The organism is Bradyrhizobium altum, from assembly GCF_020889705.1.
Classification (GTDB): Bacteria; Pseudomonadota; Alphaproteobacteria; order Rhizobiales; family Xanthobacteraceae; genus Bradyrhizobium; species Bradyrhizobium altum.
Window position 1 is genome coordinate 35855 of the sequence record NZ_JACMYP010000003.1, and the last position, 24010, is coordinate 59864.

A 24010-nucleotide genomic window follows, 5' to 3' on the forward strand; every position below is an offset into this window, starting at 1 on the left:
ATCCGTTATGAACCGCAGACTGGATAACGAACGCATCATCCGTGCTCCCCGCGGCACCGACATCAGCGCGAAGAGCTGGCTGACGGAAGCGCCGCTGCGCATGCTGATGAACAATCTGGATCCGGATGTCGCCGAGCGTCCGAGCGAGCTCGTGGTCTATGGCGGCATCGGCCGCGCGGCGCGCGACTGGGAGAGCTTTGACCGGATCACCGCCTCCTTGCGCAAGCTCGAAGGCGACCAGACGCTGCTGGTGCAATCCGGCAAGCCGGTCGGCATCTTCCGCACCCATGCGGATGCGCCGCGCGTCTTGATCGCGAATTCGAACCTGGTGCCGCATTGGGCGACGCTCGATCATTTCAACGAGCTCGACCGCCTGGGCCTGATGATGTTCGGCCAGATGACGGCAGGCTCCTGGATCTATATCGGCAGCCAGGGCATCGTGCAGGGGACCTACGAGACGTTTGTCGAGGTCGGCCGCCGGCACTATGGCGGCAGTCTCGCCGGCAAATGGATCCTCACGGCAGGCCTCGGCGGCATGGGCGGCGCCCAGCCGCTGGCCGCGACCATGGCCGGCGCCTCGATGCTCGCCGTCGAGTGCCAGCCGAGCCGCATCGAGATGAGGTTGCGCACGGGGTATCTCGACCGCCAGGCGACGACGCTCGATGAAGCGCTGGCGATCATTGCCGATGCTGCCGAAGCTCGGAAACCCGTTTCGGTCGGCTTGCTCGGCAACGCGGCCGAGATCTTTCCGGAACTGGTGCGCCGCGGCGTGCGGCCGGACATCGTCACCGACCAGACCAGTGCGCATGATCCGATCAACGGCTACCTGCCGAAGGGATGGTCGCTCGCCGATTGGGAAGCGCGGCGTGCCGCTGACCCGAAGGCGGTCGAGACGGCCGCCAAGACCTCGATGGTCGATCATGTGCAGGCCATGCTGAATTTCCACGCGCAGGGAATCCCGACGCTCGACTACGGCAACAACATCCGCCAGATGGCCAAGGACATGGGCCTGAAGCAGGCGTTCGATTTTCCGGGTTTCGTTCCGGCCTATATCCGTCCGCTGTTTTGCCGCGGCGTCGGTCCGTTCCGCTGGGCGGCGCTATCGGGGGATCCCGAGGACATCTTCAAGACCGATGCCAAGGTCAAGGAGCTGATGCCGAACGACGGACACCTCCACAACTGGCTCGACATGGCGAAGGCACGCATCAAGTTTCAGGGGCTGCCGGCGCGGATCTGCTGGGTTGGCCTCGGCGACCGTCATCGCCTCGGCCTTGCCTTCAACGAGATGGTGGCGCGCGGCGAGCTCAAGGCGCCGATCGTGATCGGCCGCGATCATCTCGACAGCGGCTCGGTGGCGAGCCCGAACCGCGAGACCGAAGCGATGCGCGACGGCTCCGATGCGGTGTCCGACTGGCCGCTGCTCAATGCGCTGCTCAACTGTGCGAGCGGCGCCACCTGGGTGTCGCTGCACCATGGCGGCGGCGTCGGCATCGGCTATTCGCAGCACGCCGGCATGGTGATCGTCGCGGACGGCACGCCGGAGGCGGCGCGCCGGCTCGAGCGCGTGCTGTGGAACGATCCGGCGACAGGTGTGATGCGTCACGCCGACGCCGGCTATGACACCGCGATCGACTGCGCGCGCGCCAACGGGCTCGATCTGCCGAGCTTGCGCGCCTGAGATGACGTTGGCGAGAAGCCACTGATGACGGTTCTCGCCAACCCGGCTCAATCGGCCGACAGCGGCTCGCCGGTCAGCGACCAGCTCTCGCCATCGAACGTCGCGATCCGCAAAGTCCTGAACGGCGTGTAGTCGCCGGGCCGGGTGCTGATCGAGACGCCCGGCAGCATCATCGGCAGTCGCTCGCCGCCGAGCGATGTCGCCTGCTTGATCAGGTTCTCGCGGGTCAGGTCGTCGCCGCATTTGCGCAAGGCCAGCTCCACGGCGTGCACGTTCATATAGGCAACGAGCACGGAATAGTCGTCCGGGTTGGCCGAAGCTGCGTACGTCTTCAGGAAATCCTTGTAGGCCTTGACCTCGTCGTCATTGGCCCAGGCCGGGTCGCCGGGCTGCTTGAGGAATTGCGTGGTGACCAGCCCCTTCGATGCTTCGGGGCCTGCGGGCTTCAGAATGGTTTCGACCGATGCCGTCGAGCCGCCGATCACGTGCAGCGGCTTCCAGCCGAGCTCGTAGACCTTGCGGATCGATTGCGCGGCGGCCTTCGACGACGACTGCTCGATCAGCGTGTCGACGCCGGCGGCCTTGAGCTGGACGATCTGCGAGTCGATCGTCGGGTCGGCAAGTTCGTAGGAGGCCTGGGCGACGATCAGGTCGGCCTTCGGACCGAGACCGGCGCGGAGGCCCTTGAGATAGTCCTTGCCGTAGTCGTCATTCTGGTAGAGCACGCCGATCCTGGCGTCGGGCTTTGCCTTCAGGATGTACTTGGCGACGACGCGGCCTTCGGTTTCGAAGTCCGGATAGAGCGGGATTGTCCACGGGAACGTCTTGGGATCGTTGAAGCGGCGTCCGCCGGCAGTGATGAAGAGCTGTGGCACCTGCTTGCCGTTGAGGTATTTCTGGATTGCGACGTTGGGCGCGGTGCCGATCGTACCGACCTCGGCCAAGATGCCGACGTCCTCGATCAGCTTGCGCGATTGCTCGACCGCTTTCGGCGCGCTGTAGGCGTTGTCGAGCTGGGTGAAGTTGATCTTGCGACCATTGATGCCGCCTTTCGCGTTCAGCATCTCGAAATAGCCGACCACGGCGCGCCCGGCGCCGGCGCCGAAGGCGGAGGCGGGGCCGCTCAGCGGCGTCGATTGGCCGAGCTTGATCTCGGTGTCGCTGGCGCCGGGTCCATAAGCCTTCTGCGCGTAGGCAGGCGCCGCCAGCAGGGCTGACAGGGCGACGGCCGCCAACGCCCGGTCGATGATCTGGTTCAAGGTCGTTCCTCCCTGTAATTCGTTTCTTGTTGCAATCAATCTGCGCTAGCGCAGCAGCTCGCGGGCGATCACCACGCGCTGGATCTGGTTGGTGCCTTCGAAAATCTGGGTCAGCTTGGCGTCGCGCATCATGCGTTCGACCGGGTAGTCCATGGTGTAGCCGTAGCCGCCGAAGATCTGGACCGCGTCGGTCGTCACCTTCATGGCCATGTCGCTGCCGACGCATTTAGCCATGCTGGCCAGCACGTTGAGCCGCTTCCAGTCGCCGGCATCGCCGGCGCGGGCGCATTCGTAGACCAGCGCACGGGCCGCCTCGATCTGCATCGCCATGTCGGCGAGCATGAATTGCACGCCCTGGAATTCGGCGATCGGCTGCTTGAACTGCTTGCGTTCCTTGGCGTAGGCGATGCACGCATCGAGCGCGCCCTGGGCGAGGCCAACCGACTGTGCGCCGATGGTCGGGCGGTTGAGGTCGAGCGCGCGCATCGACGCGCGAAAACCCTTGCCTTCCTCGCCGACAAGGTTTTCGGCCGGGACCCGAACATTGTCGAAGAAGATCGGGGTGTTGGGGGCACCGCGAAAGCCCATCTTGCGCTCATGGCGGCCGAACGTGATGCCCGGCATCTTCTTCGGCTCGACGATGAAGGCGCTGATTCCGTCCGCGCCGGCGCCGTCACTGGTCCGCGCCATCACCACGATGTAGTCGGCGACGACGCCGTAGCTGCACCACTGTTTGCGGCCGTTCAGGACATAGCTGTCGCCGTCCTTGCGGGCGCGGGTGTTGAGTGCGGCCACGTCGGAGCCGGCCTGCGGCTCCGAGATCGCGATCGCCGTGACCACGCCGCCCTCGGCGACGATCGGCAAATATTTCTGGCGTTGCTCTTCCGAGCCGAAATGCAGCAACGGCATGATGAACATGGTGTTGAGCGCCGCGATCGATGCGCAGGCAGGCGAGACCTTCGAGATTTCCTCGCGCGCGATGCAGGCCATGGTGAGGTTGCCGTTCGGGCCGCCATAGCGCTCCGGCACCCAGAGCTGCATCAGCCCCATCTCGCCGAACAGCTTGACCAGCTCGAGCGGGAAGCGGTCGGTCTCGTCGATTTCGGCGGCGATCGGCGCCACATGCCTGGCGACCATCCTGCGCAAATTGTCGCGGAAGGCGACCTGCTCCTCGGAAAAACTCATACGGACTCCCCGTCTGTTTTCTTTGCCGGAAGCCAAAAAAGGGGCTTCCATTGAATGGGTGATCCATTTAATAACTCACCGCATGAGCACCAAGTCAAGCCCTCGCGCGCCGCAGCGCCCCCGCACCGCCTCGCCGAACCGCAGGGAGCGGGCCACCGATCTCCGTGCCGCCGGCTCCGCGGCCACGCCGACATTCAAGCCGATCCACACCAGGCGGACGTTCGAGGAGATCTGCGAGCGCATTCGCGAGCAGCTGGCGCTCGGCGTGCTGAAACCCGGCGACAAGCTGCCGGCCGAGCGCGAGCTTGCCCAGCAGCTCGGCGTCAGCCGGAATGTGCTGCGGGAGGCGCTGCGCAGCCTGGAGATGGCCGGCGTGCTGCGGCTGCAGAAGGGCGTCAAGGGCGGCGCCTTCATCCAGCAGGGCGACACCCGACGCATGAACGAGGTCATGCGCGACATGCTGAGCCTCGGGACGATTTCGGTGCGGGAATTGTCGGAGGCGCGGGTCCACGTCCTCGACCTCGTGGTGCAGTTGGCGTGTGCAAATGCCCGGCGCACCGACCTCGATGCGCTGGAAGCCAATATCGAGCGAACCGAGCTTGCGACGAAGGAAGGCAGGCTGCTCGATCGGGTCGAATGCTCGCGCGAGTTCTACAAGTTGCTCGCGGCCTCGACCGGCAACAAGGTGATCGCGATGATCGTGGACTCGGTCACCGAGATCCACATGCGCTTCGTCTACGCCAAGGTCGCTTCCAGCGGGGTCGCGATGGCGCGGCTCGCCGAGAAGCGGCGGCAATTCCTGGCGGCGCTGAGCGAGCGAGACGTGGCGCTGGCAAGCCGGCTGCTGCGATCGCACCTGGAATCCGTGCAGCGCATGCTGGAGCAGGACCCGGGAGCCATGTCGCTTCATGTCGCATTGGCCGACGTGCAGCCCGGGCTGCGCCGGTAGCGCGCCGCGCCGGCGAATAGATCAATACTCAAACAGCGATAACAATGGAGGCAAACGTGTCCAACTACGCCAAGTATGAATGCCTGAAGGTCGAAGTCGCGGACAAGGTCGCGACCGTGACCTTGTATCGCCCAGAGGCGCGCAATGCCATCAACCAGAAGCTGATCCGCGAGCTGCGGACGATCTGGGACGACCTCGCCGACGATCACGCCGTCAATGCCGTGGTCCTGACCGGCGCCGGCGACTTCTTCAGCGTCGGCGGTGACGTGAAGGCGATGTCCGAGCGGCCGGGCGGCGATGTGCTCGAAGAGGGCGAGGTGCACGATCCAATGATCAGCCGGCGCGGCGTTACCCGGCAGCTCGAGCTCGACAAGCCGATCATCGCGGCGATCAACGGCGACGCGATCGGCCTGGCGGCGACCCATGCGCTGCTCTGCGACATCACCGTGATGGCTGAGGATGCGCGGATCGGCGACACCCACGTCTCGCGCGTCGGCCTGGTCGCGGGCGACGGCGGCACGGTGATCTGGCCGCTGCTGGTCGGCATCAACAAGGCCAAGGAATTCCTGATCCGCGGCACGCTGCTGAAGGGCAAGGAGGCGGAGCGGATCGGGCTGGTCAACCATGTCGCGCCGCGCGCGGAGGTACTGGCCAAGGCTCGCGATATCGCGGTCGAGCTCGCCAACGGTCCGACCTGGGCCATTCGCTGGACCAAGCTGTCGATCAACCAGATCGTCAAGGAGCGCGTGAACATGCTGCTGGAGGCGTCGATGGCGCTGGAGCAGGTGACGTTCGAGACCGCCGACCACAAGGAAGCGACGATGTCGTTCAAGGAGAAGCGCAAGCCGAGGTTCGGCCAGGCATAGCTCGGGGGTTGGGGCCATGGCCGCGACCGAAGCGTCGAACGACGATGTCGCGGGGATGCTGCGCGATTCCTTGCGCGGCTTCCTTGACGAGCATTGGCGTCCGCGCGGCGCAACGGCGTCGTCAACGCCGGACGAGGGGTCGGCGATCTGGCGCAGGCTGGTCGGGCAGGGTGTTGCCGCGCTCGGCGCGACGAGCGGCGAGGGCGGGCTCGCCGAGATCCTCGTTGTCATGGCGGAGCTCGGCCGCGCCGGGTGTCCGGCGCCGATGTGGTCTGCGGCGCTCGCCAATCTTGCGATCGCCGGATCGCCGGACGACGTCGTGGTGGATCTGCTGGAGCGGCTGCATTCCGGGAAGGCGATCATCGCCTTCTCGTTCGGCGCGCTGGATCGCGATCCGGGCGCGGGCTCGGTGGAAGTCGCGGACTTCAAGGCAACGGGCGTGCTTCGCTTCGTCGAGGCCGCGGGAGCTGCCACGCATCTTCTGGTCGCGCTCGATCAGGCCCATCTTGCGCTGATCGATCTTGGCGGTCCCGGTGTCGAATGCGTCGCGACCCGCGCGATGGGGGCGTGGGGACTCTCCGAGGTCAGGCTGAACGCCGCGCCGCTCACGCGCATTCCCGTCGGGACGGCCGATCTGGACGATCTCCGCATCAGGGGCAAGGCGGCGTTGACCGCGCGCGCTTACGGCGCGGCGCAGCGTGCGTTTGAGCTGGCGGTGGACTACGCCAAGGAACGGCACCAGTTCGGACAAGCGATCGGCAAGTTCCAGGCCATCCAGCACAAGCTGGCAAACTGCCTGATCGCGCTCGAAGGCGTCAGGCTGATCCTCGAGCATACCGCCAGACTGCATGATGGCGGCGACGATGACTGGCGCTACTTCGCCGATTGCGCATCGGCGTTCTCCGGCAATGCGCTGCGGCAGGTCTCGCTGGAGACCCAGCATACATTCGGTGCGATCGGCTACGCCGAGGAGCACGAGGCGCCGATCCATTTCAAGCGCGTGCATCTCGATATGATCGCGCTCGGCGGCGCCTCGGATGCAAAGCCCAGACTTGCCGGTCGGCTATTGGATGCGGGCGGCGCCGGGCTGCCGCAATACGACCTCGGGTCCGCCGGAAATGCGTTTCGCGAGCAGGTCCGGCGCTGGCTCGAACAAAACTGGACCGGCGACACGAAGCAGGCGTTCGACCAGAGGCCGTTCGCCAAGCGCGAGTTCGATGCGAGCTTCGCCCGAGATATCGGCGAGACCGGGTGGATTGGGCTCGGATGGCCGGAGCAGTTCGGCGGCCAGGCTCGCTCTCCGCTGGAGCAGATCGCCTTCATGGAGACGATGGAGCGGGGCGAGGCACCACGGATCGGTGCGGCGATCCAGGCCAACGCGCTGATGATGTTCGGCACGCCAGAGCAGCAGCAAAAATACCTTCCGGAAATCCTGCGCGGCGAAGCCGTGCACGGCATGGGTTACAGCGAGCCCCAGGCGGGCTCGGACCTCGCGGCGCTGCGCACCAGCGCGATCAGGGACGGCGATCACTGGGTGATCAACGGCCAGAAGATCTGGACCACCACCTGGTGGGGCAAATACATGTTCCTCGCCGCGCGGACCGACAAGGATGCAAAGCCGCCGCATGCCGGCATCAGCATGTTCATCGTGCCGATGGATACGCCGGGCATCACCATCCGTCCATCTGTCACCATGTATGACGGCACGTTTGCCAACATCTTCTACGACAATGTCCGCATTCCCGCCGAGAATTTGGTTGGCGAGGTCAATGGCGGCTGGAAGGTGCTGACCGGCGCGCTGGCCTTCGAGCGAGGGCTGGTCGGTGGCGGGATCGTCCTGAAGGTCGCGCACGCCTTCGAGCAGCTGCGTTCGCATGTGATGACCAAGGAGGGCGATCGGTCTCTGGCCGATGACCCCATCGTCCGCGACAGGATGGCGATCCTGGCATCCGAGATCGAAATCGGCCGTCTATTGATGATGCATTGTGCCGAGCTCGCAGCCGACGGCATGACTCCGCTGGAGTATGGCGCGATCAGCAAGGTGTTCTCCGGAGAGCTGATGGAGCGTTTCGGAGAGGCCGCGCTCGACATTCTCGGGATGCGCGCCGCGCTGTCCGAACAGATGCCGGGCGCGATCGACAACGGCCGCTTCGAGCAGAACCTGCGGCATTCGCTGATGTGGGTCATCAGCATCGGGACCAACGAGATTCAGCGCAGCCTGATCGCGCAACGCGCGCTCGGGTTGCCGAGATAGGAGAGATCGGATGCAGAAAGATGGCGACAGGGCGCCGCTCGCCGGGGTGCGGGTGCTGGATTTTTCCATCATGGTGGCGGGGCCCTATTGCGCGCGGCTGCTCGCCGACGTCGGTGCCGAGGTCATCAAGATCGAGCCGCCGGAAGGCGACGACATGCGGCTGCGGACGCCGCTGCGCGAAGGCCACAGCACCTATTTCGGCCAGCTCAATGCCGGCAAGCGCAGCCTCGCGCTGGACCTGAAGAACGCCGATGCCATCAAGCTCGTGCATCGCATGGTCGCGGAGGCGGACATTCTCGTCGAGAACTTCCGTCCGGGCGTGATGGAGCGGCTCGGCCTCGGCTATGACGCGCTTCGCGAGATCAACCCGCGCCTGATCTATTGTTCGATCTCGGGCTATGGCCAGTCGGGCCCTGCCGCCGAGCGCGCGGCCTACGCCATGATCGTGCATGCCGAAAGCGGATTCGATACCTCGCTGATGCGCTATGCCGGCGACCGGGAACGTCCCGCGGCCGGAGCGATCTTCGTCGCCGACATCCTCGGCGGCATCTTCGGCTACTCCGCGATCCAGACCGCGATGGTCCAGCGCGAACGCACCGGCAAGGGGCAGCTCGTCGATGTGGCGTTGATGGACTGCATGCTCAACCTGCTGGTCTATGAACTCCAGGAAGCGCAATTCCCGATCCGCTCGCCGCGTCCGACCTATGGGCCGGTGCGCACGCGCGATGGTGATATCCTGATCGCCCCGGTCACGCCGCGCAATTTTGCGGCGCTATGTGAGGTGACGGGGCAGGATGAGTTGGCGAACGATCCACGCTTTGCGACCATTCCGGCGCGCGGTGCCAACTGGACCGCCATGATGCAGGTGATCGAAAAATGGACCGAACGTCACACCGTCGCTGAATGCATTGCGGCGCTGGATCGCGCCGGCGTTCCCTGCGCCGAGTACCGGACGCCCGGCGCGGCGCTGACCGATGCCCATCTGCGTCAACGGGGCGTGTTTGGGACGGTCTCGGATGGTGCCGGCGAATTCGTCGGCGTCAATGCGCCATGGCAGATGTCCGGGGCCGATATCTCGATCGGAAGTCACGTTCCCGGGATCGGCGCGCAGCGCGACGATGTGCTGTCGCGGATCCTGGGATTGTCGCCGCAGGCAATCGCGGCGCTCGCGGCTGCGGGCACGTTCGGCAGGGCGCAGGCCTAGGCAGGCGACGCCGGCGATCTCAGGTATCGGACGGAGCGTCCGGCGGCGGAGCCTTCGCGATCGCGAGCAGGCATTTCAGGAAATGCGCGCGGTCTTCCTTGCGCAGGGGAGCCAGCATGATGTTTTGCAGCTCGGCGGCGGCGGGGATAACGGCCAGAAGCGCTTCCTCGCCCTTGGCGGTGATCTGCACCTGGAGCGAGCGGCGGTCGTCCGGATTGTTCTTCTTCGAGACCAGCCGGCGCGCGACCATCCGCTTCAGCATCTCGCTGAGCGTGTTGCGGTCGCAGCTGATCCGTTCCGCCAGCACTGAGGGGGTGAGAGGACCCAATTGGTACAGCGCCATCAGCACGCCGAACTGCCGCGGCGTGATGTCGCTCTGGCGCGTCATGCTCTGATAGAGCCCGTCGTAGCGAGCCTCCAGCAGCCGCAGCAGAAACCCGACGCCGCCTTCGAGCTGCCAGTCGCGGGCAATGTCCGTTGCCGAGCTTGCTTTCATACCCTTGTCGGCTGCCATGCCGTCGTTGGACTCCGATTTTTCGAATTCGCGTTAGCCGTTAGCAGCTTGGCCTGACGTCCTCAACCCTGCGGTGAACCGCACCCGGCCTGTTCACGGCCCGATGCAATTGCGTTCGGTCCTTGTCAGCCATCCGGCAATGTAGTACGTATACGTATCAAATGCGATGCGAAGACATCGTGCAGGGAGGTTGAACTTGGACCTGCGTGAGCTGCTGTCGATCCCCTATTTGCTCGAGGCCGAGGCCGTCGAAACCGAGCCGGGGCAGTGGCGGGTTCGCCTTGCCTATCCGGAGCTGCCGGGATGCACAGCGGAAGCCGCCGTCGTCGAGGACGCATTGCGGCAGCTCGAGCGGCGCCGCATCGAATTGATCGTCGGCATGATGGAGGAGGGCAAGCAGCCTCCCGTTCCACGCAAGCCGCTCACCGCATCCGATCCGCTTTGGACCGCTCAGGATCTCGGACTGTCTGACCGTGTCGCCGCGCTTCTCGGCGGTGCGGCGGGCCCGGCCACACGCAATTGAAGGAGGCAAATCCATGCTGTCGCGCGAAGACAATGAACGCCTGGTGAGGGTCGGCAAGGGAACGCCGCTCGGCGAGCTGTTTCGGCTGTACTGGATTCCCTTCCTGCCGTCGGCCGACCTCGCCAAGGACGGACAGCCGAAGCGCATCCGGCTGCTCGGCGAGGATCTGGTTGCTTTCCGTGACACCGAGGGACGGGTCGGGTTGGTCGATCAGGCCTGTCCGCATCGCGGCGCGCCGCTGATCTTCGCACGAAACGAGGATTGCGGGCTGCGCTGCGTCTATCACGGCTGGAAATTCGACGTCACCGGCGCGGTGACGGACATGCCGGCCGAGCCGATGCGCAGCCGCCTCAAGGAGCGGGTGCGGATCAAGGCCTATCCCTGCAAGGAGCGCAACGGAATGATCTGGACCTATATGGGTCCCGACCAGGCCGAGCTTCCGCCGCTGCCGAACCTCGAATGGAATCTGGTGCCGGCCGAGCAGGTGCACATCTCGGTTCGCGTCCAGGAGTGCAACTGGCTGCAGGCGGTCGAAGGCGAGATCGACTCGGCGCACGCGCCGCTGCTTCACGGTCGGCTCGACGCCCAGGGCACGACGAGCGCCTGGATCCAGAAGCGCGACCTGCGACCGACCTTCGAATGCATCAAGCAAGACTTCGGCATGAGCATCGCCGCGCGTCGCAACTACGATGCCAACACGCTGTACTGGCGAGTCAACCAGTTCATGCTGCCGTTCTATACGCTGGTGCCCCCGCTGTCGCCGTTCCCGGATCTGAGCGGGCACGCCTGGGTGCCGATCGATGACGAGAACACGCTCTGCATCATGTTCTCCTATCATCCGTCGGAGCCGCTGCTGGAGAAGACGCGGCAGGTCTTCGCCGAAGGACACAAGGGCCGCGAGAGCGGTCATGCCAGCCGCCACGCGCTGGTCCAGCACCCGGTGACGGTGCCGTATGCGGGCTACTGGACCAAATACAATCCTCAGAACGGCTTTCAATTCGACTACGAGGCGCAGCGGACCACCTGGTTCTCGGGCCTGCCGGGGCTGTGGGTGCAGGACGGCGCCTGCCAGAGCGGCATCTCGCCGATCTTCGATCGCACCAGGGAGACGCTCTGCTCCAGCGATACCGGCATCGCGATGACGCGGCGCTTCATTCTGGAAGCGCTCGGCGCGTATCGCGATCACGCGATCAAGCCGAAGGGTGTCTTGGACCCCGACGTGTTCATGGTGCGGGCGGTGTCGCTGCGGCTGCCGCCGGAGGATTCCTGGGTCGATGTCGGCGCGCCGTTCATGCGGGCGAAGCTCGGCGCCGATTTCGGATACGAGCTGTGAGCGCGTCCGGCCATGGCTGAGGTGACGCAGGACGTGCTGGTCAAGCGCATCGGCTACGAGGCCGAGCGGATCAATTCCTATGAGCTGATCGTACGGACGGGCGGAGAGCTGACGTCGTTCACGGCCGGCAGCCATATCGACCTGCATCTGCCGAACGGCATGATCCGGAGCTACTCGCTGGTGAACGATCAGCGCGAGCGGCACCGGTATGTCATCGCAGTCAACAAGGATGCTGAGAGCCGGGGCGGCTCCAGCTTCGTCCACGACTCCGTGAAGGTCGGCGACATCATGACGATCTCCGGGCCGCGCAATAATTTTGCGCTGCACGAAGAGGCAGAGCATTCGGTCCTGATCGCCGGCGGCATCGGCATCACGCCATTGCTGTCGATGATCCGGCGTCTGGAGGCGATCGGACGTCGCTGGGAGCTGTTCTACGCCGCGAGGACGCGCGCCGCTGCCGCATTCCTAGACGAGCTCGACGCATTCCGATCCGATCTTCGCCCCAGGATGCATGTCGATTTCGACGACGAGCGATCGGGGCGCATCTTCGATCTGCCGGCAATCGTCGGAAACGTGCCGGCCCACGCGCATCTCTATTGCTGCGGTCCGGTGCCCATGCTCGCGGCATTCGAGGCGGCGACGGCCGATCGGCCGTCGGATCGCGTGCATGTCGAATACTTCCAGGCGCGGGAAGCGCCCGCAACCGAGGGCGGCTTCGACGTCAAGCTCGCGCGAAGCAATCGCACGATTGCGGTCGAGCCAGGCAAGACGATCCTCGATGCGTTACTGGAGGCCGGCATCACCGCGAACTACGCCTGCACCGAAGGGGTCTGCGGCACCTGCGAGACGCGCGTGCTCGAGGGCACGCCCGACCATCGCGACCAGTTTCTGAGCAAGGAAGAGCAGGCGGCGAACAAGAGCGTCATGATCTGCTGCTCGGGCGCCAAGTCCCGCACGCTCGTGCTCGATCTCTAGAACAACAACATACGACGGGTGGAACCAATGAAGTATCTTTCGCATATTGCCGGAATGGCCCTGCTGGCCGTTTGCGCCGGCTCGCCCGCGTCGGCGGATGCTGCGCGCTCCTTGAAGATCGGCGTGCTCAACGACGCATCCGGCCCTTACTCGGACAATGCCGGCGAAGGCTCGGTGACGGCGGCCAGGATGGCTGCCGAGGATTTCATGCGGCTTCATCCGGATTTCAAGGTCGAGATTGTCTCGGCCGATCATCAGAACAAGGCGGATGTCGGCGCGGCGATCGCGCGCCGCTGGATCGATCAGGAGAAGGTCGACGCAGTCGCCGACGTGCCGAACTCGGCCGTCGGTCTCGCCGTCAACGAAGTCGTGCGCGGCACCAGGGCGGCGTTGATTGCATCGAGCGCGGCATCCTCCGACCTGACCGGGAAATACTGCTCGCCCAACACGATCCAATGGACCTTCGATACCTGGGCCGCCTCGCACACCATCGGTGCCTATCTCGTGCGTCACGGCGCCAGGAAATGGTACTTCATCGCGACCGACAATGCGCTCGGCAAGTCGATGGTACGCGACGGCACCGCGGTGATCGGCGCCGGCGGCGGCACCGTTCTCGGATCGGTCAATGTGCCGATCAACAATGCGGACTACGCGTCGTTCATCCTGCAGGCCGAGAGCTCCGGCGCCGACGTGATCGCGTTCGCGACCGCCGGCGGCGACACGGTCAGCCTGATCAAGCAATCCGCCGAGTTCGGGCTGAAGCAGAGCGGACGCACCTTCGCGGCGCTGTTGACCACCACCAACGATGTCGAGTCCAGCGGACTTGCGGTCGGCGAGGGACTGATCATCACCCAGCCGTTCTACTGGGACCTCAACGATGCCAGCCATGCCTGGTCGGCCAGGTTCAGCGCGCGTCAGCACGGGCAATCGCCGACGGCGTTCCACGCCGGTGTCTACGCCTCTGTGCTGGCTTACCTGAACGCGGCGTCGGCGGCAGGAACCAATGACGCGCCGGCCGTGATCCAGAAGTTGAAGGAGAAGCCGATCGACGACGCCTTGTTCGGGCCGGTCGTGGTGCGCGCGGACGGCCGCACCATTCACAACATGTACATCTTCAAAGTGAAGAGCCCGAATGCGTCGAAGAGCAAGTGGGACCTGCTGGAGCAGGTCGGCGTGCTGTCCGGGCCGGAGGCGTTTCGGCCGCTCGACCAGGGCGGATGCTCGCTCGTCGAGCCGCCGAAGAGCAATTGACGACGACGGCTGCGGCCCTCGGATCAACACTTCTCAAACTGACGGATGCCCCGATGCTGGATCAGCTTGAAGCCGACTTCCCCGAGCACACGCCGCGCCCTGTCGATGCGCCAAGGGCGCTCGAGGGGGTCCGGGTGATCGATTTCTCGCACTTCATCGCGGGACCGTTTGCGACCATGATCCTTGCTGACATGGGCGCCGAGGTAATCAAGATCGAAGCGCCGGGCCGCGGTGACGATTTGCGCCGCTATCCCCCGGTGCATCCCGACCTCAGGCACGGTGCGCCGTTCCTCTGGACCAACCGCAACAAGCGCAGCATAGCCCTCGACCTCAAATCGCCTGAGGGCCTCAAGGTCGCGCGCGAGCTGATCGCGACGGCGGACGTTCTGGTCGAGAATTTTTCGTCGAGCGTGATGGCACGGCTGGGGCTCGACTACGAGAGCTGCCGCAAGATCAAACCCGAGATCATCTATTGCTCGGTGTCGGCTTATGGCCGTGACGGGGCATTTTCGGACCGGCTCGGCTTCGATCCGATCGCGCAGGTCGAGAGCGGCTTCGTGGCGATGAATGGCTATGCCGACCGGGAGGGCGTGCGGGCATTGTCGCCGGTGATGGATATCAGCACCGCGATGATGGCCAGCAATGCGATCCTCGGCGCGTTGTTCGCGCGGCAGCGCAGCGGGCAGGGCCAGGCCATCGAGGTGTCGTTGTTCGAGAATGCCGTCCTGATGACCGGCTACGCGACCATGCAGTCGCTCTTCAGCGGCACCGATCCGAAGCGAAGCGGCAACACCAGCCCGGACACCTGTCCGTCGGGTGTGTTCCTGGCGAGCGATTGCGCCTTCTATATCAACTGCGGCAATGACAAGATCTTCCAACGCCTGATGGCGCAGGTTCTCGAGCGCGAGGACCTCGCGGCGGCCGAGATCTATGCAACCGGCCCGGATCGAATCCGCCGGCGCGAGGAGCTGTTCGCGATCCTTGGCGACGCCTTTGCGCAGCAGCCCTGGTCGCACTGGCAGTCGCGGATGCGGGCGGCCGGGGTGCCGTGCGGTCAGGTGCGCACCGTCGGCGAGGCGATCCGTTCCCCGGAGGCAAGGGAGCGCGGCATCGTCACTCGGATCCCGCACGAGACGGTGGGTTGGGTGCCGAACGTGAACCTGCCGATCCGCTATTCGCGGACGCCGATCGTTGATCCCGTCGCGGCACCGGCCGTTGGGCAGCACACCGAAAATGTCCTGCGTGAGTTACTCGGCTACGACGAGGCGGAGATTGCGCGCCTCGCCGCAGGCGGGGCTTTCGGCAGCCAGCCCGCGCGACAGGATGCCAGGCCGTGACGGCGCGCGGGCGAGACGAGCGGACGCTGCGGGGCCGTGTGGCTGTGATCGGGATCGGTGAAACGGAATATTATCGCCACGGCGCTTCTCCCGACCCGGAATTCAAGCTCGCGCTGAAAGCCATTCTGGCGGCGTGCGAGGATGCCGGGCTCGATCCGCGCGAGATCGACGGGTTCTCGTCCTACAGCGACGATCGCAGCGAGGCGTCGCGGCTCGCCGCGGCGCTGGGTACACATCGATTGCGCTCCGCCACCATGCAATGGGGCGGCGGCGGCGGCGGTTGCTGTGCTGCGGTTGCCAACGCGGCGGCCTCGATCGTCGCGGGCCTCGCCGATTGTGTCGTGGTGTTCCGCTCATTGGCGCAGGGCCAATATGGCCGGTTTGGACAGGCGGGCGGCATCCACACGGTTTCGGGCGAACGGTCCTACCTGATGCCCTATGGTGTGCTGGCGCCGCCGCAGCGTTTTGCCATGCGGGTGCAGCGCTACATGCACGAGCATGGCGTGCGGCAAGAGGCGTTGCGCGCGATCGCGCTCGCCTCCTATCACCACGCCCAGGCCAACCCGCGCGCCGTGATGCACGGCAGGCCACTGGACGTCGAGAAATACGATGCCTCGCGCTGGATCGTGGAGCCGTTCCATCTTTACGATTGCTGCATGGAAAATGACGGTGCAGCGGCATTGCTGCTGGTATCGGCGGAGCGCGCCAATGAATTCCGGCACAAGCCGGCCTATCTGCTCGGTGCCGCCTTCGGATCCGGACATCGTGCGGCGGCGACGGCGCACAATGCGCCGCTCTACGCCACGGCGAGCTTCGACACCGTCGCTCCCGATCTCTATCGCATGGCCGGGGTAGGGCCGTCCGATGTTTGCGTCGTCCAGGCGTACGAGAATTTCACCGGCGGTGTCGTGATGGCGCTGGCGGAGCACGGCTTCTTCAAGCCGGAGGAAGCCAACGACTTCCTGACCTTCGAGAACCTGATCGCGCCGTCCGGGCGGCTGCCGCTCAACACCAGTGGCGGCAACCTCGCCGAATGCTACATGCACGGTTTTGAGCTCGTGCTGGAAGCGGTTCGCCAGGTGCGCGGCACCTCGACGAGCCAGGCTCGACGGAGCGACGTCGCAATGGTCATTGGAGGTCCGATGGTCTCTCCTGCGAGCAACCTCATTTTGGGTTCGGAGGCCACCATATGAGCAAGCCGGGCGCGCGCTATCTCCCGGCAGGTCTGCCGATCCCGGTCGCAGAACCTGACGGCCTCTCCGCGCCCTACTGGGAAGGAGTGCGTCAGGGCAAGCTGCTGGTGCAACGCTGCGACCGCTGCAACACGTGGCAGTTCGGACCCGAGTGGCTCTGCCACCACTGCCACGCCTTCGACCCGGCATGGACCGAGGTCGCGCCGCGCGGCCGGATCTTCAGCTGGGAACGCGCGTGGCATCCATCGCATGCGGCGCTGAAAGGGCATGGACCGTACATCGCGGTGCTTGTCGAACTGCCGCATGCCGGCTGCATTCGCATGGTCGGCAATCTGCTCGGCGATCCCGAACAGGCGGTTGCAATCGGCGCTGATGTCGAAGGGGTCTTCGAGCATCACCCGGAGTCGAACCCGCCTTATTCCTTGCTGCAATGGCGCCGGCCGTAGGTTTCCCCCGAGTTACTATCGATCCCTGCGCTCGATGCGGGCAATCGATCGCGCGTCTACCGGAGATAGATGGTCCGTGGATCGCTGCACCTGTGATCATTCGCGGGTGACATGCGGTTTGCCTGCTTTCGCGTCAGCGGCGCTGACAGGATGAGCTGCCTGGGTCCTTGTCTCGCGGCAGATGACATGCAATCTTTCGCCCCCGGCAATGCTGTTCGAGAGCAACAAGAACAATAATCCCTCTCGTCCCTCCAATTCTGTCGAGGGCTTGATCATGTCGAATCCTACCCAAGCGACCTCCGCTCCATGGCGGATAGGCGTGCTGTTCTCGCGAACCGGCTTCATGTCGGTGATCGAGGAGACCCAGTATCAGGGCACGCAGCTTGCGATCGAGGAGGTGAACGAGGCGGGCGGGGTCTGCGGCCGCGAGCTGGTTCCCGTCGCCTACGACCCCGGCTCGGACTCGGCCGCCTATGGCCACTACGCCAAACGGTTGATGGTGGAGGATCAGGTCAGCACTATATTCGGCTGCTACACCTCGTCGAGCCGCAAGGCGGTGCTGCCGGTGGTCGAACGGCTGAACGGCCTGCTTTGGTACCCGACGCTCTATGAGGGTTTCGAGGCGTCGCCGAACGTCATCTACACCGGCGCCTCGCCGAATCAGAACAGCCTCGCGCTGTGCCGCTATCTGATGGATACGTTCGGAACACGATTTTATTTCGTGGGGTCGGACTACATCTATCCGCGCGAGTCCAACCGGGTGATGCGCGAACTGCTGAAGAGCAATGGCGGCTCGGTCGTGGGCGAACGCTACGTCAATGTCTACGCGCGCTGGCAGGACTTTGTCCCGATCATCCAGGACATCAAGCGGGTCAGGCCCGACGTGATCTTCTCGACCGTCGTGGGGGAGGGCACGGTCTTCCTCTATCAGGCCTACGCAAATGTCGGGCTCGATCCAAAGCAAGTGCCGATCGCCAGCCTGACCACGACGGAAGCCGAAATCGCCGCCATGGGTTTCGACGTCGGCGAAGGACACGTCACCGCGGCATCCTATTTCCAGGGTGTCGAGGGCAGCGCCAACAGCGCGTTTGTGCAGCGCTTCAAGAAGCGGTTCGGCGCCGATATCTCGACCAACATGTGCGCAGAGGCATCCTATTTCCAGCTGCATCTGTTTGCGAAGGCGCTCGAGCAGGTCAATTCGCTCGACACGGAAGTGCTCCGCTCCATGGTGTTCGGCACCAGCTTTGATGCACCGCAAGGTGCCGTCACCGTCAACCCGATGTCGGGCCACACCGATCTGTGGACACGCATCGGGCGCGCCAACCGCCAGGGACAGTTCGATGTGGTCAGCCAGTCGAAGGAGCCGGTGCATGCAGATCCGTTCCTGATCGGGTATGGTCGTGCAACGCAAACAGGAAGCGTCCAATGAACGAGCAGTCGCGTAAGCCGTCGCTGAGCCGAGACGTCGGCGGACGCAAGACCATGGTTCAGGAACTTGCCGATCTGTCGGCCGTGGTGGTCGCGCCGGTCGACGATCAGGTCGGCATGTTGCTGCGCGAATTGCAGCGATTCAGGATGCGGGTGCGTCAGGTCTGGCCTATGCCGGAGAGCGTGCCGGCCGATGCCGACGTGGTTTACTGCGAATACTCGCCGGATCTGGCACGGCGCCTGCCGTGGATTCCAGGCGATGCACGTTCCGCGCTGGTCGTGATCCTGCCGGCGACGGAGACCGTTCACGCCGATGCGCTGTGTCACGCAACGCCCAACGCCGTTCTGCCGCGGCCGTTCACGCAGAATGCAGTGTTGTCCAGCCTCGTGCTGGCGCGCAGCCAGTTCAGTTACGAACGGCGGCTTCGCAGCAAGATCGAGAAGCTCGACGACAATCTGCGCTCGATGCGCACGGTGGAACGCGCCAAGGCCATCCTGATGGCGACGCGCCAAATGCCGGAAACCGAAGCCTATGGCTTCATCAGACGACAGGCGATGGATCGTCGCGTGTCGGCAAGTGCAGTCGCCGCGGCGATTGTTGACTCGTTCGAACTGCTTGGCTACGATCATCAACAGTAAGCCCCAATAGCGGGGCCGGCGGCGACAGCGCCGCCTTCGACACAACCGGCAACAAAGCCCTCCCAATGCTCGCGTAAGCGCGCATCGGGAGGGCTTTTTGTTTTTCAGTCCTGAAGGGAGCTAGGGATGAGCATTTCACGGCGGACTTTGCTGAGGAATACCGCGGCGCTCGGCGCATTTGCGGGCGCCGGACTGCCGCATATCTGGATCAAGAACGCCGACCTCGCGTACGCCGCGGGCGGCGAGATCAAGGTCGGCGTGCTGTTCTCGCTGACGGGAACGACCGCGATCATCGAGGAATCGCTCAACAAGGCGACGCTGCTTGCGATCGAGGAGATCAACGCCGCCGGCGGCATCAAGGGCAGCAAGATCGTGCCGATCGTCGAGGATCCTGCGTCGGATCCGGCGACCTTCTCGGAGAAGGCCCGCAAGCTCGTCGTCGGCGACAAATGCGTGAGCGTGTTCGGCTCCTATACCTCGGCGAGCCGCAAGGCGGTGCTTCCGGTCTTCGAGCGGCAGAACAATCTCTATTGGTATCCGACGCTCTATGAGGGCCGCGAGTGCTCGAAGAACGTCATCTACACCGGCGCGGTGCCGAACCAGCAGCAGGACGAGTTCGTGCCCTGGCTGGTCAAGAAGTTCGGCAAGAAGTTCTATCTGATCGGCTCCAACTACATCTATCCGAAGGAAGAGAACAACTATTGCAAGAAGCTGCTCGAGAAGCTCGGCGGCGAGGTCGTGGCGGAAGAATATGTGCCGCTCGGCCATTCCGAATTTTCTTCCGTCATCAACAAGATCCGCTCGACGCAGCCGAACGTGATCTTCTCCACCGTGGTCGGCGATTCCGTGGTCGCACTGCATCGTCAGTACAAGGCGGCCGGTCTCGATCCCGAGAAGATGCCGATGGCGAGCCTGACGACTTCCGAGAACGAGGTCGCGGCGATGGGCGGAGAGGCTGCCGCCGGTCACTTCACCTCGGCGCCGTACTTCATGGTGCACAAGTCGCCTGAGAACGAGAAGTTCGTCGAGGCCTACAAGAAGCGCTGGGGCGCCGACAAGGTGACGCATTTCGTCTCCGAGGCCTGCTACTTCCAGACCTATCTGTTCAAGCAGGCGGTCGAGAAGCTCGCGACCAGCGACCTCACGCCGCCGAACATCCGCGACGCGGTCAAGGGCCAGGAAGTGATCGCGCCGCAGGGCAAGGTCCGGATCGAGCCGGAGAATCTGCACACCTGGCTGTGGCCCAAGATCGCGCAGGCGAAGTCGAACGGCCAGTTCGAGATTCTCGTCGAGGCCAAGGATTGGCTGAAGCCGGTGCCGTACGCGGCCTATCCCGGGCAGTCCTGCACCGAGAAGGGCCTGGTCGAGAAGAGCTGACGGGGGCTGACGACGGCCGTCGGCGTGCGGCGCCGGCGGCCGGCTTCCGGCAACGAAAGCGGCCTCTCGCACACATGCGAGGGGTGCAGGGCGCCCAAACCAACTTCGAAAGCGGATCCCGACGTGGACCAACTCATCGAACAAATTGTCACAGGCCTCAGCATCGGGTCGATTCTGCTGCTGGTGGCGCTGGGACTGTCCATCATCTACGGCTCGATGGGCATCATCAATCTCGCGCATGGCGAGTTCGTGATGCTCGGCGCTTACGCCGCCTGGGTGTTCCACACCTATCTCGGGCTCGGCCTGCTGGCGAGCCTCGTTCCGATCTTCCTGGTGGTGGCCGCGTTCGGCTGGGTCATCGAACGCTACGTCCTGAGCCTGCTGAACAACCGGCCGCTCGACACGATCCTCGCTACCTGGGGCGTCGGCATCATGCTGCAACAGGCGGTGCGGCTGATGGTCGGCAGCGAACTCCGCTATGTGCAGCTGCCGCCGGCGCTGGCCGACAGCATGGACGTGTTCGGCATCCCGATATCGTCGTACCGGGTGTTCCTGTTCGTCGTGTCGATCGCACTGTTCGGGGCGACCTGGTTGCTCATGAACCGCACCACGGTCGGGATGAAGCTGCGTGCCATCATCCAGGACCGCTCGGTTGCCGCCTCGTTCGGCATCAACGCCAAGCGGGTCTATGCGCTGACCTTCGCCTATGGCGCAGGCCTTGCCGGACTCGCCGGCGCGCTGGTGTCGCCGCTCAAGAGCGTCTCGCCCGATATGGGCACCGGCTACGTGGTCGACGCCTTCATGGTGGTGGTGCTCGGCGGCGTGCAGAGCCTCGCCGGCACCGTGGCAAGTGCCTTCATCCTCGGCGAGCTCTCCGGCGGCATCGCCTTCCTGCAAAACGACACGGTGGCCAAGACGATCGTGCTGCTCGCCATCGTCGTGCTCATCCGTTTCCGCCCCGAGGGGCTTTTCACCGCACGCGTGCGGGCCTGAGACAGATCGCTCATCTATGCCTTCGAATATTTCTAACTCCAGCGGATTGCAGCGCCTGATCGCGCAACTTGCACCGTTGCTCATCGTTTCCGCGCTGGTGTTCGCGCTCCCGGTGCTGCTCAACAATGACTTCCTGCTCAACAAGGTCGCGCGCTATCTCGTGCTGGGCATCCTCACGATATCGCTCGGGCTGTCCTGGGGCTTCGGCGGCATCCTGAATCTGGGCCAGGCGATGAGCTTCGGGCTCGGCTCCTACGCCATGGCGATGGCGCTGAAGCTCAAGACCGTGCCGGTGCATACGGGGGCCAGCGGACTGCCGGACTTCATGGTCTGGAACAATGTCCAGCATTTGCCATGGTTCTGGGAGCCGTTCCGGTCGCTGAGCTTCGCCATCGCTGCGGGCCTGCTCGTGCCGGCGCTGGTTGCGGCGGGACTCGGCTGGTTCATGTTCCGGGGGCGCGTCACCGGCGTCTACGTCTCGATCATCACGCTCGCCACCATGGTGGTGATCAATCTCGTGATCATCGACCAGCAGAGCTACACCGGCGGCTTCAACGGCATCACCGATCTCGCCCAGCTCGAGCTGTTCGGCGTCGCGTTCGATGCCTACGGCCGCGCGACCTACTATCTCGTTGCCGGATGTGTGCTACTCAGCCTGCTGATTGCCTTTGCCTTTACCAAGTCAAGGGCCGGCCTGATCGTGCAGGCGATCCGCGACCACGAAAGCCGGGTGCGCTACTTCGGCTACGACGTCGCGCTCTACCAGATCTTCGTGTTCGCGCTGTCGGCTGCGATCGCTGGCCTCGCCGGCATGCTCTACACGGTCGTGATGGAGTTTGCCTCGCCGACCTTCCTTGGCGTGCAGCTCTCGCTCTCGGTGGTGGTGTGGTGCGCCGTCGGCGGCAGGCAAAGCCTGGTGGGGGCATTCCTCGGCGCAGTGCTGGTCGCGGGCATGCAGGGCGCGCTATCGGAATCCGCGGCGTTCCTGGAAACCTGGACGCTGGTGATGGGCGCGCTGTTCGTGCTCGTGGTGCTGTTCCTGCCCAAGGGGCTCGCCGGCCTCGCGCAGGCCACTTGTCGCTGGGTTGCCCAGCGCAGACAGGCCGCCAGCGGCGCGGTTGGACGGGGTGTCAGCCAGACGGAGGGCAGCACATGAGCTCCCATCTCGATCTCCGCGACGTCTCGGTCAGCTTCAACGGTTTCAAGGCGCTCAATTCGCTCAACATGAGTGTCTGCAAGGGCGAGCTACGCTGCCTGATCGGGCCGAACGGCGCCGGCAAGACCACGGCGCTCGACATCATCTGCGGCAAGGTCAAACCCAGCGCCGGCATTGTTAGCTTTGACGGCACCGCGCTGCAGGATCTCGAGGAATACGAGATCGCCCGCGCCGGTGTCGGCCGCAAGTTCCAGGTGCCGAGCGTCTTCCGCGAGCTCTCGGTCAGCGACAATCTCGAAGTGGCGCGGGCGCGCCGCACCTCCGTGTTCGGCAATCTGCGCTGGAGTATCGGCAATGCCGGCCGCGACGACATCGAGCGTCTTGCCGAACTGGTCGGGCTTACCGAACAGCTCGACCGGCCGGCCGCCTATCTGTCGCACGGCCAGACCCAGTGGCTGGAGATCGGCATGCTGGTCGCCCAGGACGCCGAGCTGATCCTGATGGACGAGCCGACCGCGGGCATGACGGCGCAGGAAACCCGCAAGACCGCCGAACTGTTCGCGCGGCTGAAGGGCAAGCACACGCTGATCGTGGTCGAGCACGACATGGGCTTCGTCAAGGCGATCGGCGACATCATCTCGGTGATGCATATGGGCCAGATGCTGGCCGAGGGCACCGCAGCGGAGGTGGAAGCGCATCCGGAAGTGCGCCGCGCCTATCTCGGATCGGGAGGCATTAGCCATGCTTGAGCTGACCGACGTCGACGCTTTCTATGGCAACAGCCGCGCGCTGCAAGGCATCAACCTGATGGTCGGCAACGGCGAATTCCTGTCGGTGCTCGGCCGCAACGGCGTCGGCAAGACCACCCTGATGCGCAGCATCCTTGGCCTGATGGACCGGTGCACCGGACGCCTGTCGCTCGACGGCGCCGACATCTCGCCGTTGCGCACCCATCAGCGCGCCAAGGCCGGCATTGCCTATGTGCCGCAGGGCCGCGGGATCCTGCCGCGCTTCACTGTGCGGGAGAATTTGACGCTCGGCACCTTCGCGGCGAAATCGGCCAACGGCATCGAGGAATGGGTGCTGGAGCTGTTTCCGGTGCTCAAGGATTTTCTCAATCGCTACGGCGGCAATCTCTCCGGCGGTCAGCAGCAGCAGCTTGCAATCGCGCGCGCGCTGCTTGCTCAGCCCAAGGTCATCCTGCTGGACGAGCCCACCGAGGGCATCCAGCCGAACATCGTCGAGCAGATCGAGGACGTGATCGTCAAACTCAATCGCGAGCGCGGAATCACGGTGGTGCTGGTCGAACAGAATGTCGCGTTCGCGCGGCGCGCGTCCCACCGCTTCGCGTTGCTCGAAAAGGGACGCGTCGTCGCCAAGGGCGCGATCGGTGAACTCACCGATGATCTCATCCAGCTGCACATGGCCGTGTAGCGGGAATTATCGTTCA

General features: G+C 64.7%; 22 protein-coding genes. 19 read left to right on the forward strand and 3 right to left on the reverse strand.

Annotated elements, in window-relative coordinates; translation table 11 throughout:
- Positions 1–7 precede the first annotated feature (7 nt).
- Positions 8–1678 (forward strand): urocanate hydratase, encoded by a 1671-nt coding sequence (gene hutU / locus H8B02_RS02225; RefSeq protein WP_229164587.1) that lies wholly within the window; start codon positions 8–10, stop codon positions 1676–1678.
- 47 nt (positions 1679–1725) lie between these two features.
- On the opposite strand, the gene H8B02_RS02230 is transcribed toward hutU, so the two are convergent.
- Together H8B02_RS02230 and H8B02_RS02235 are read right to left on the reverse strand one after the other, a co-directional pair.
- Positions 1726–2928, reverse strand: a complete 1203-nt coding sequence (locus H8B02_RS02230; RefSeq protein WP_229164705.1) for an ABC transporter substrate-binding protein — start codon at positions 2926–2928, stop codon at positions 1726–1728.
- A gap of 54 nt (positions 2929–2982) precedes the next feature.
- On the reverse strand, positions 2983–4122 hold the full coding sequence (locus tag H8B02_RS02235) for an acyl-CoA dehydrogenase family protein (RefSeq protein WP_229164590.1): 1140 nt from the start codon (positions 4120–4122) through the stop codon (positions 2983–2985).
- 82 nt (positions 4123–4204) lie between these two features.
- On the opposite strand from H8B02_RS02235, the gene H8B02_RS02240 reads away from it, so the two are divergent.
- Genes H8B02_RS02240 through H8B02_RS02255 form a run of 4 tightly spaced genes read left to right on the forward strand, consistent with a single transcriptional unit; the run spans position 4205 to position 9395 of the window.
- Complete coding sequence (locus H8B02_RS02240; RefSeq protein ID WP_207836797.1) at positions 4205–5071, forward strand: FadR/GntR family transcriptional regulator; 867 nt, start codon at positions 4205–4207, stop codon at positions 5069–5071.
- Positions 5072–5127: 56 nt separating this feature from the next.
- Positions 5128–5937, forward strand: a complete 810-nt coding sequence (locus H8B02_RS02245; protein WP_229164597.1) for an enoyl-CoA hydratase/isomerase family protein — start codon at positions 5128–5130, stop codon at positions 5935–5937.
- A 16-nt stretch (positions 5938–5953) separates the two neighbouring features.
- Positions 5954–8191, forward strand: coding sequence for an acyl-CoA dehydrogenase family protein (locus H8B02_RS02250; RefSeq protein WP_229164599.1), 2238 nt, complete (start codon positions 5954–5956; stop codon positions 8189–8191).
- 10 nt (positions 8192–8201) lie between these two features.
- Entirely contained in the window at positions 8202–9395 is a 1194-nt protein-coding gene (locus H8B02_RS02255) for a CaiB/BaiF CoA transferase family protein (RefSeq protein WP_229164602.1), read from the forward strand.
- 19 nt (positions 9396–9414) lie between these two features.
- Here H8B02_RS02255 and H8B02_RS02260 read toward each other — a convergent pair whose 3' ends face one another.
- Positions 9415–9909 (reverse strand): MarR family winged helix-turn-helix transcriptional regulator, encoded by a 495-nt coding sequence (locus H8B02_RS02260; RefSeq protein WP_229164609.1) that lies wholly within the window; start codon positions 9907–9909, stop codon positions 9415–9417.
- Between the two features lie 196 nt (positions 9910–10105).
- Here H8B02_RS02260 and H8B02_RS02265 point away from each other — a divergent pair, with 196 nt between their 5' ends.
- From H8B02_RS02265 to urtE, 14 genes are all read left to right on the forward strand, one after another.
- A complete protein-coding gene (locus tag H8B02_RS02265) occupies positions 10106–10432 on the forward strand; it encodes a hypothetical protein (protein ID WP_229164611.1) in 327 nt (108 codons plus the stop codon).
- Between the two features lie 13 nt (positions 10433–10445).
- On the forward strand, positions 10446–11765 hold the full coding sequence (locus H8B02_RS02270) for a Rieske 2Fe-2S domain-containing protein (protein ID WP_229164613.1): 1320 nt from the start codon (positions 10446–10448) through the stop codon (positions 11763–11765).
- A gap of 12 nt (positions 11766–11777) precedes the next feature.
- A complete protein-coding gene (locus H8B02_RS02275; protein ID WP_229164614.1) occupies positions 11778–12740 on the forward strand; it encodes a PDR/VanB family oxidoreductase in 963 nt (320 codons plus the stop codon).
- A gap of 27 nt (positions 12741–12767) precedes the next feature.
- Positions 12768–13991, forward strand: coding sequence for an ABC transporter substrate-binding protein (locus tag H8B02_RS02280; RefSeq protein ID WP_229164616.1), 1224 nt, complete (start codon positions 12768–12770; stop codon positions 13989–13991).
- A 53-nt stretch (positions 13992–14044) separates the two neighbouring features.
- Positions 14045–15328, forward strand: a complete 1284-nt coding sequence (locus tag H8B02_RS02285; RefSeq protein WP_229164618.1) for a CaiB/BaiF CoA transferase family protein — start codon at positions 14045–14047, stop codon at positions 15326–15328.
- Entirely contained in the window at positions 15325–16521 is a 1197-nt protein-coding gene (locus H8B02_RS02290) for a thiolase C-terminal domain-containing protein (RefSeq protein WP_229164619.1), read from the forward strand. The genes H8B02_RS02285 and H8B02_RS02290 overlap by 4 nt, the downstream gene beginning before the upstream one ends.
- On the forward strand, positions 16518–16967 hold the full coding sequence (locus H8B02_RS02295; protein WP_229164620.1) for a Zn-ribbon domain-containing OB-fold protein: 450 nt from the start codon (positions 16518–16520) through the stop codon (positions 16965–16967). The genes H8B02_RS02290 and H8B02_RS02295 overlap by 4 nt, the downstream gene beginning before the upstream one ends.
- A gap of 274 nt (positions 16968–17241) precedes the next feature.
- Positions 17242–18396: a transporter substrate-binding domain-containing protein gene (locus H8B02_RS02300; protein WP_074127061.1), complete on the forward strand. Its 1155-nt coding sequence runs from the start codon at positions 17242–17244 to the stop codon at positions 18394–18396.
- Between the two features lie 83 nt (positions 18397–18479).
- Complete coding sequence (locus H8B02_RS02305; RefSeq protein WP_229164621.1) at positions 18480–19034, forward strand: ANTAR domain-containing response regulator; 555 nt, start codon at positions 18480–18482, stop codon at positions 19032–19034.
- Between the two features lie 126 nt (positions 19035–19160).
- Positions 19161–20411: a transporter substrate-binding domain-containing protein gene (locus tag H8B02_RS02310; RefSeq protein WP_173641995.1), complete on the forward strand. Its 1251-nt coding sequence runs from the start codon at positions 19161–19163 to the stop codon at positions 20409–20411.
- Between the two features lie 123 nt (positions 20412–20534).
- Positions 20535–21404 carry an urea ABC transporter permease subunit UrtB gene (urtB, locus tag H8B02_RS02315; protein WP_229164622.1) on the forward strand — a complete coding sequence of 290 codons (870 nt, stop codon included), beginning with the start codon at positions 20535–20537 and terminating at the stop codon, positions 21402–21404.
- Positions 21405–21480: 76 nt separating this feature from the next.
- Positions 21481–22560: an urea ABC transporter permease subunit UrtC gene (urtC, locus tag H8B02_RS02320; protein ID WP_229164623.1), complete on the forward strand. Its 1080-nt coding sequence runs from the start codon at positions 21481–21483 to the stop codon at positions 22558–22560.
- Positions 22557–23309 (forward strand): urea ABC transporter ATP-binding protein UrtD, encoded by a 753-nt coding sequence (gene urtD / locus H8B02_RS02325; RefSeq protein ID WP_229164624.1) that lies wholly within the window; start codon positions 22557–22559, stop codon positions 23307–23309. Before urtC ends, urtD begins: the two co-directional genes overlap by 4 nt.
- Positions 23302–23994 carry an urea ABC transporter ATP-binding subunit UrtE gene (urtE, locus tag H8B02_RS02330; RefSeq protein WP_092125394.1) on the forward strand — a complete coding sequence of 231 codons (693 nt, stop codon included), beginning with the start codon at positions 23302–23304 and terminating at the stop codon, positions 23992–23994. The genes urtD and urtE overlap by 8 nt, the downstream gene beginning before the upstream one ends.
- Positions 23995–24010: the final 16 nt, after the last annotated feature.

What these genes read in the sequence shown, in the direction of transcription:
- H8B02_RS02295 (WP_229164620.1), top strand. Translation starts at nt 16,518, where the DNA reads ATGAGCAAGCCGGGCGCGCGCTATCTCCCGGCAGGTCTGCCGATCCCG.
- H8B02_RS02235 (WP_229164590.1), bottom strand. Translation starts at nt 4,122, where the DNA reads ATGAGTTTTTCCGAGGAGCAGGTCGCCTTCCGCGACAATTTGCGCAGG.
- H8B02_RS02255 (WP_229164602.1), top strand. Translation starts at nt 8,202, where the DNA reads ATGCAGAAAGATGGCGACAGGGCGCCGCTCGCCGGGGTGCGGGTGCTG.
- H8B02_RS02280 (WP_229164616.1), top strand. Translation starts at nt 12,768, where the DNA reads ATGAAGTATCTTTCGCATATTGCCGGAATGGCCCTGCTGGCCGTTTGC.
- H8B02_RS02270 (WP_229164613.1), top strand. Translation starts at nt 10,446, where the DNA reads ATGCTGTCGCGCGAAGACAATGAACGCCTGGTGAGGGTCGGCAAGGGA.
- hutU (WP_229164587.1), top strand. Translation starts at nt 8, where the DNA reads ATGAACCGCAGACTGGATAACGAACGCATCATCCGTGCTCCCCGCGGC.
- H8B02_RS02310 (WP_173641995.1), top strand. Translation starts at nt 19,161, where the DNA reads ATGAGCATTTCACGGCGGACTTTGCTGAGGAATACCGCGGCGCTCGGC.
- H8B02_RS02240 (WP_207836797.1), top strand. Translation starts at nt 4,205, where the DNA reads ATGAGCACCAAGTCAAGCCCTCGCGCGCCGCAGCGCCCCCGCACCGCC.
- H8B02_RS02260 (WP_229164609.1), bottom strand. Translation starts at nt 9,909, where the DNA reads ATGGCAGCCGACAAGGGTATGAAAGCAAGCTCGGCAACGGACATTGCC.
- H8B02_RS02285 (WP_229164618.1), top strand. Translation starts at nt 14,045, where the DNA reads ATGCTGGATCAGCTTGAAGCCGACTTCCCCGAGCACACGCCGCGCCCT.
- urtD (WP_229164624.1), top strand. Translation starts at nt 22,557, where the DNA reads ATGAGCTCCCATCTCGATCTCCGCGACGTCTCGGTCAGCTTCAACGGT.
- H8B02_RS02275 (WP_229164614.1), top strand. Translation starts at nt 11,778, where the DNA reads ATGGCTGAGGTGACGCAGGACGTGCTGGTCAAGCGCATCGGCTACGAG.
- H8B02_RS02300 (WP_074127061.1), top strand. Translation starts at nt 17,242, where the DNA reads ATGTCGAATCCTACCCAAGCGACCTCCGCTCCATGGCGGATAGGCGTG.
- H8B02_RS02250 (WP_229164599.1), top strand. Translation starts at nt 5,954, where the DNA reads ATGGCCGCGACCGAAGCGTCGAACGACGATGTCGCGGGGATGCTGCGC.
- urtE (WP_092125394.1), top strand. Translation starts at nt 23,302, where the DNA reads ATGCTTGAGCTGACCGACGTCGACGCTTTCTATGGCAACAGCCGCGCG.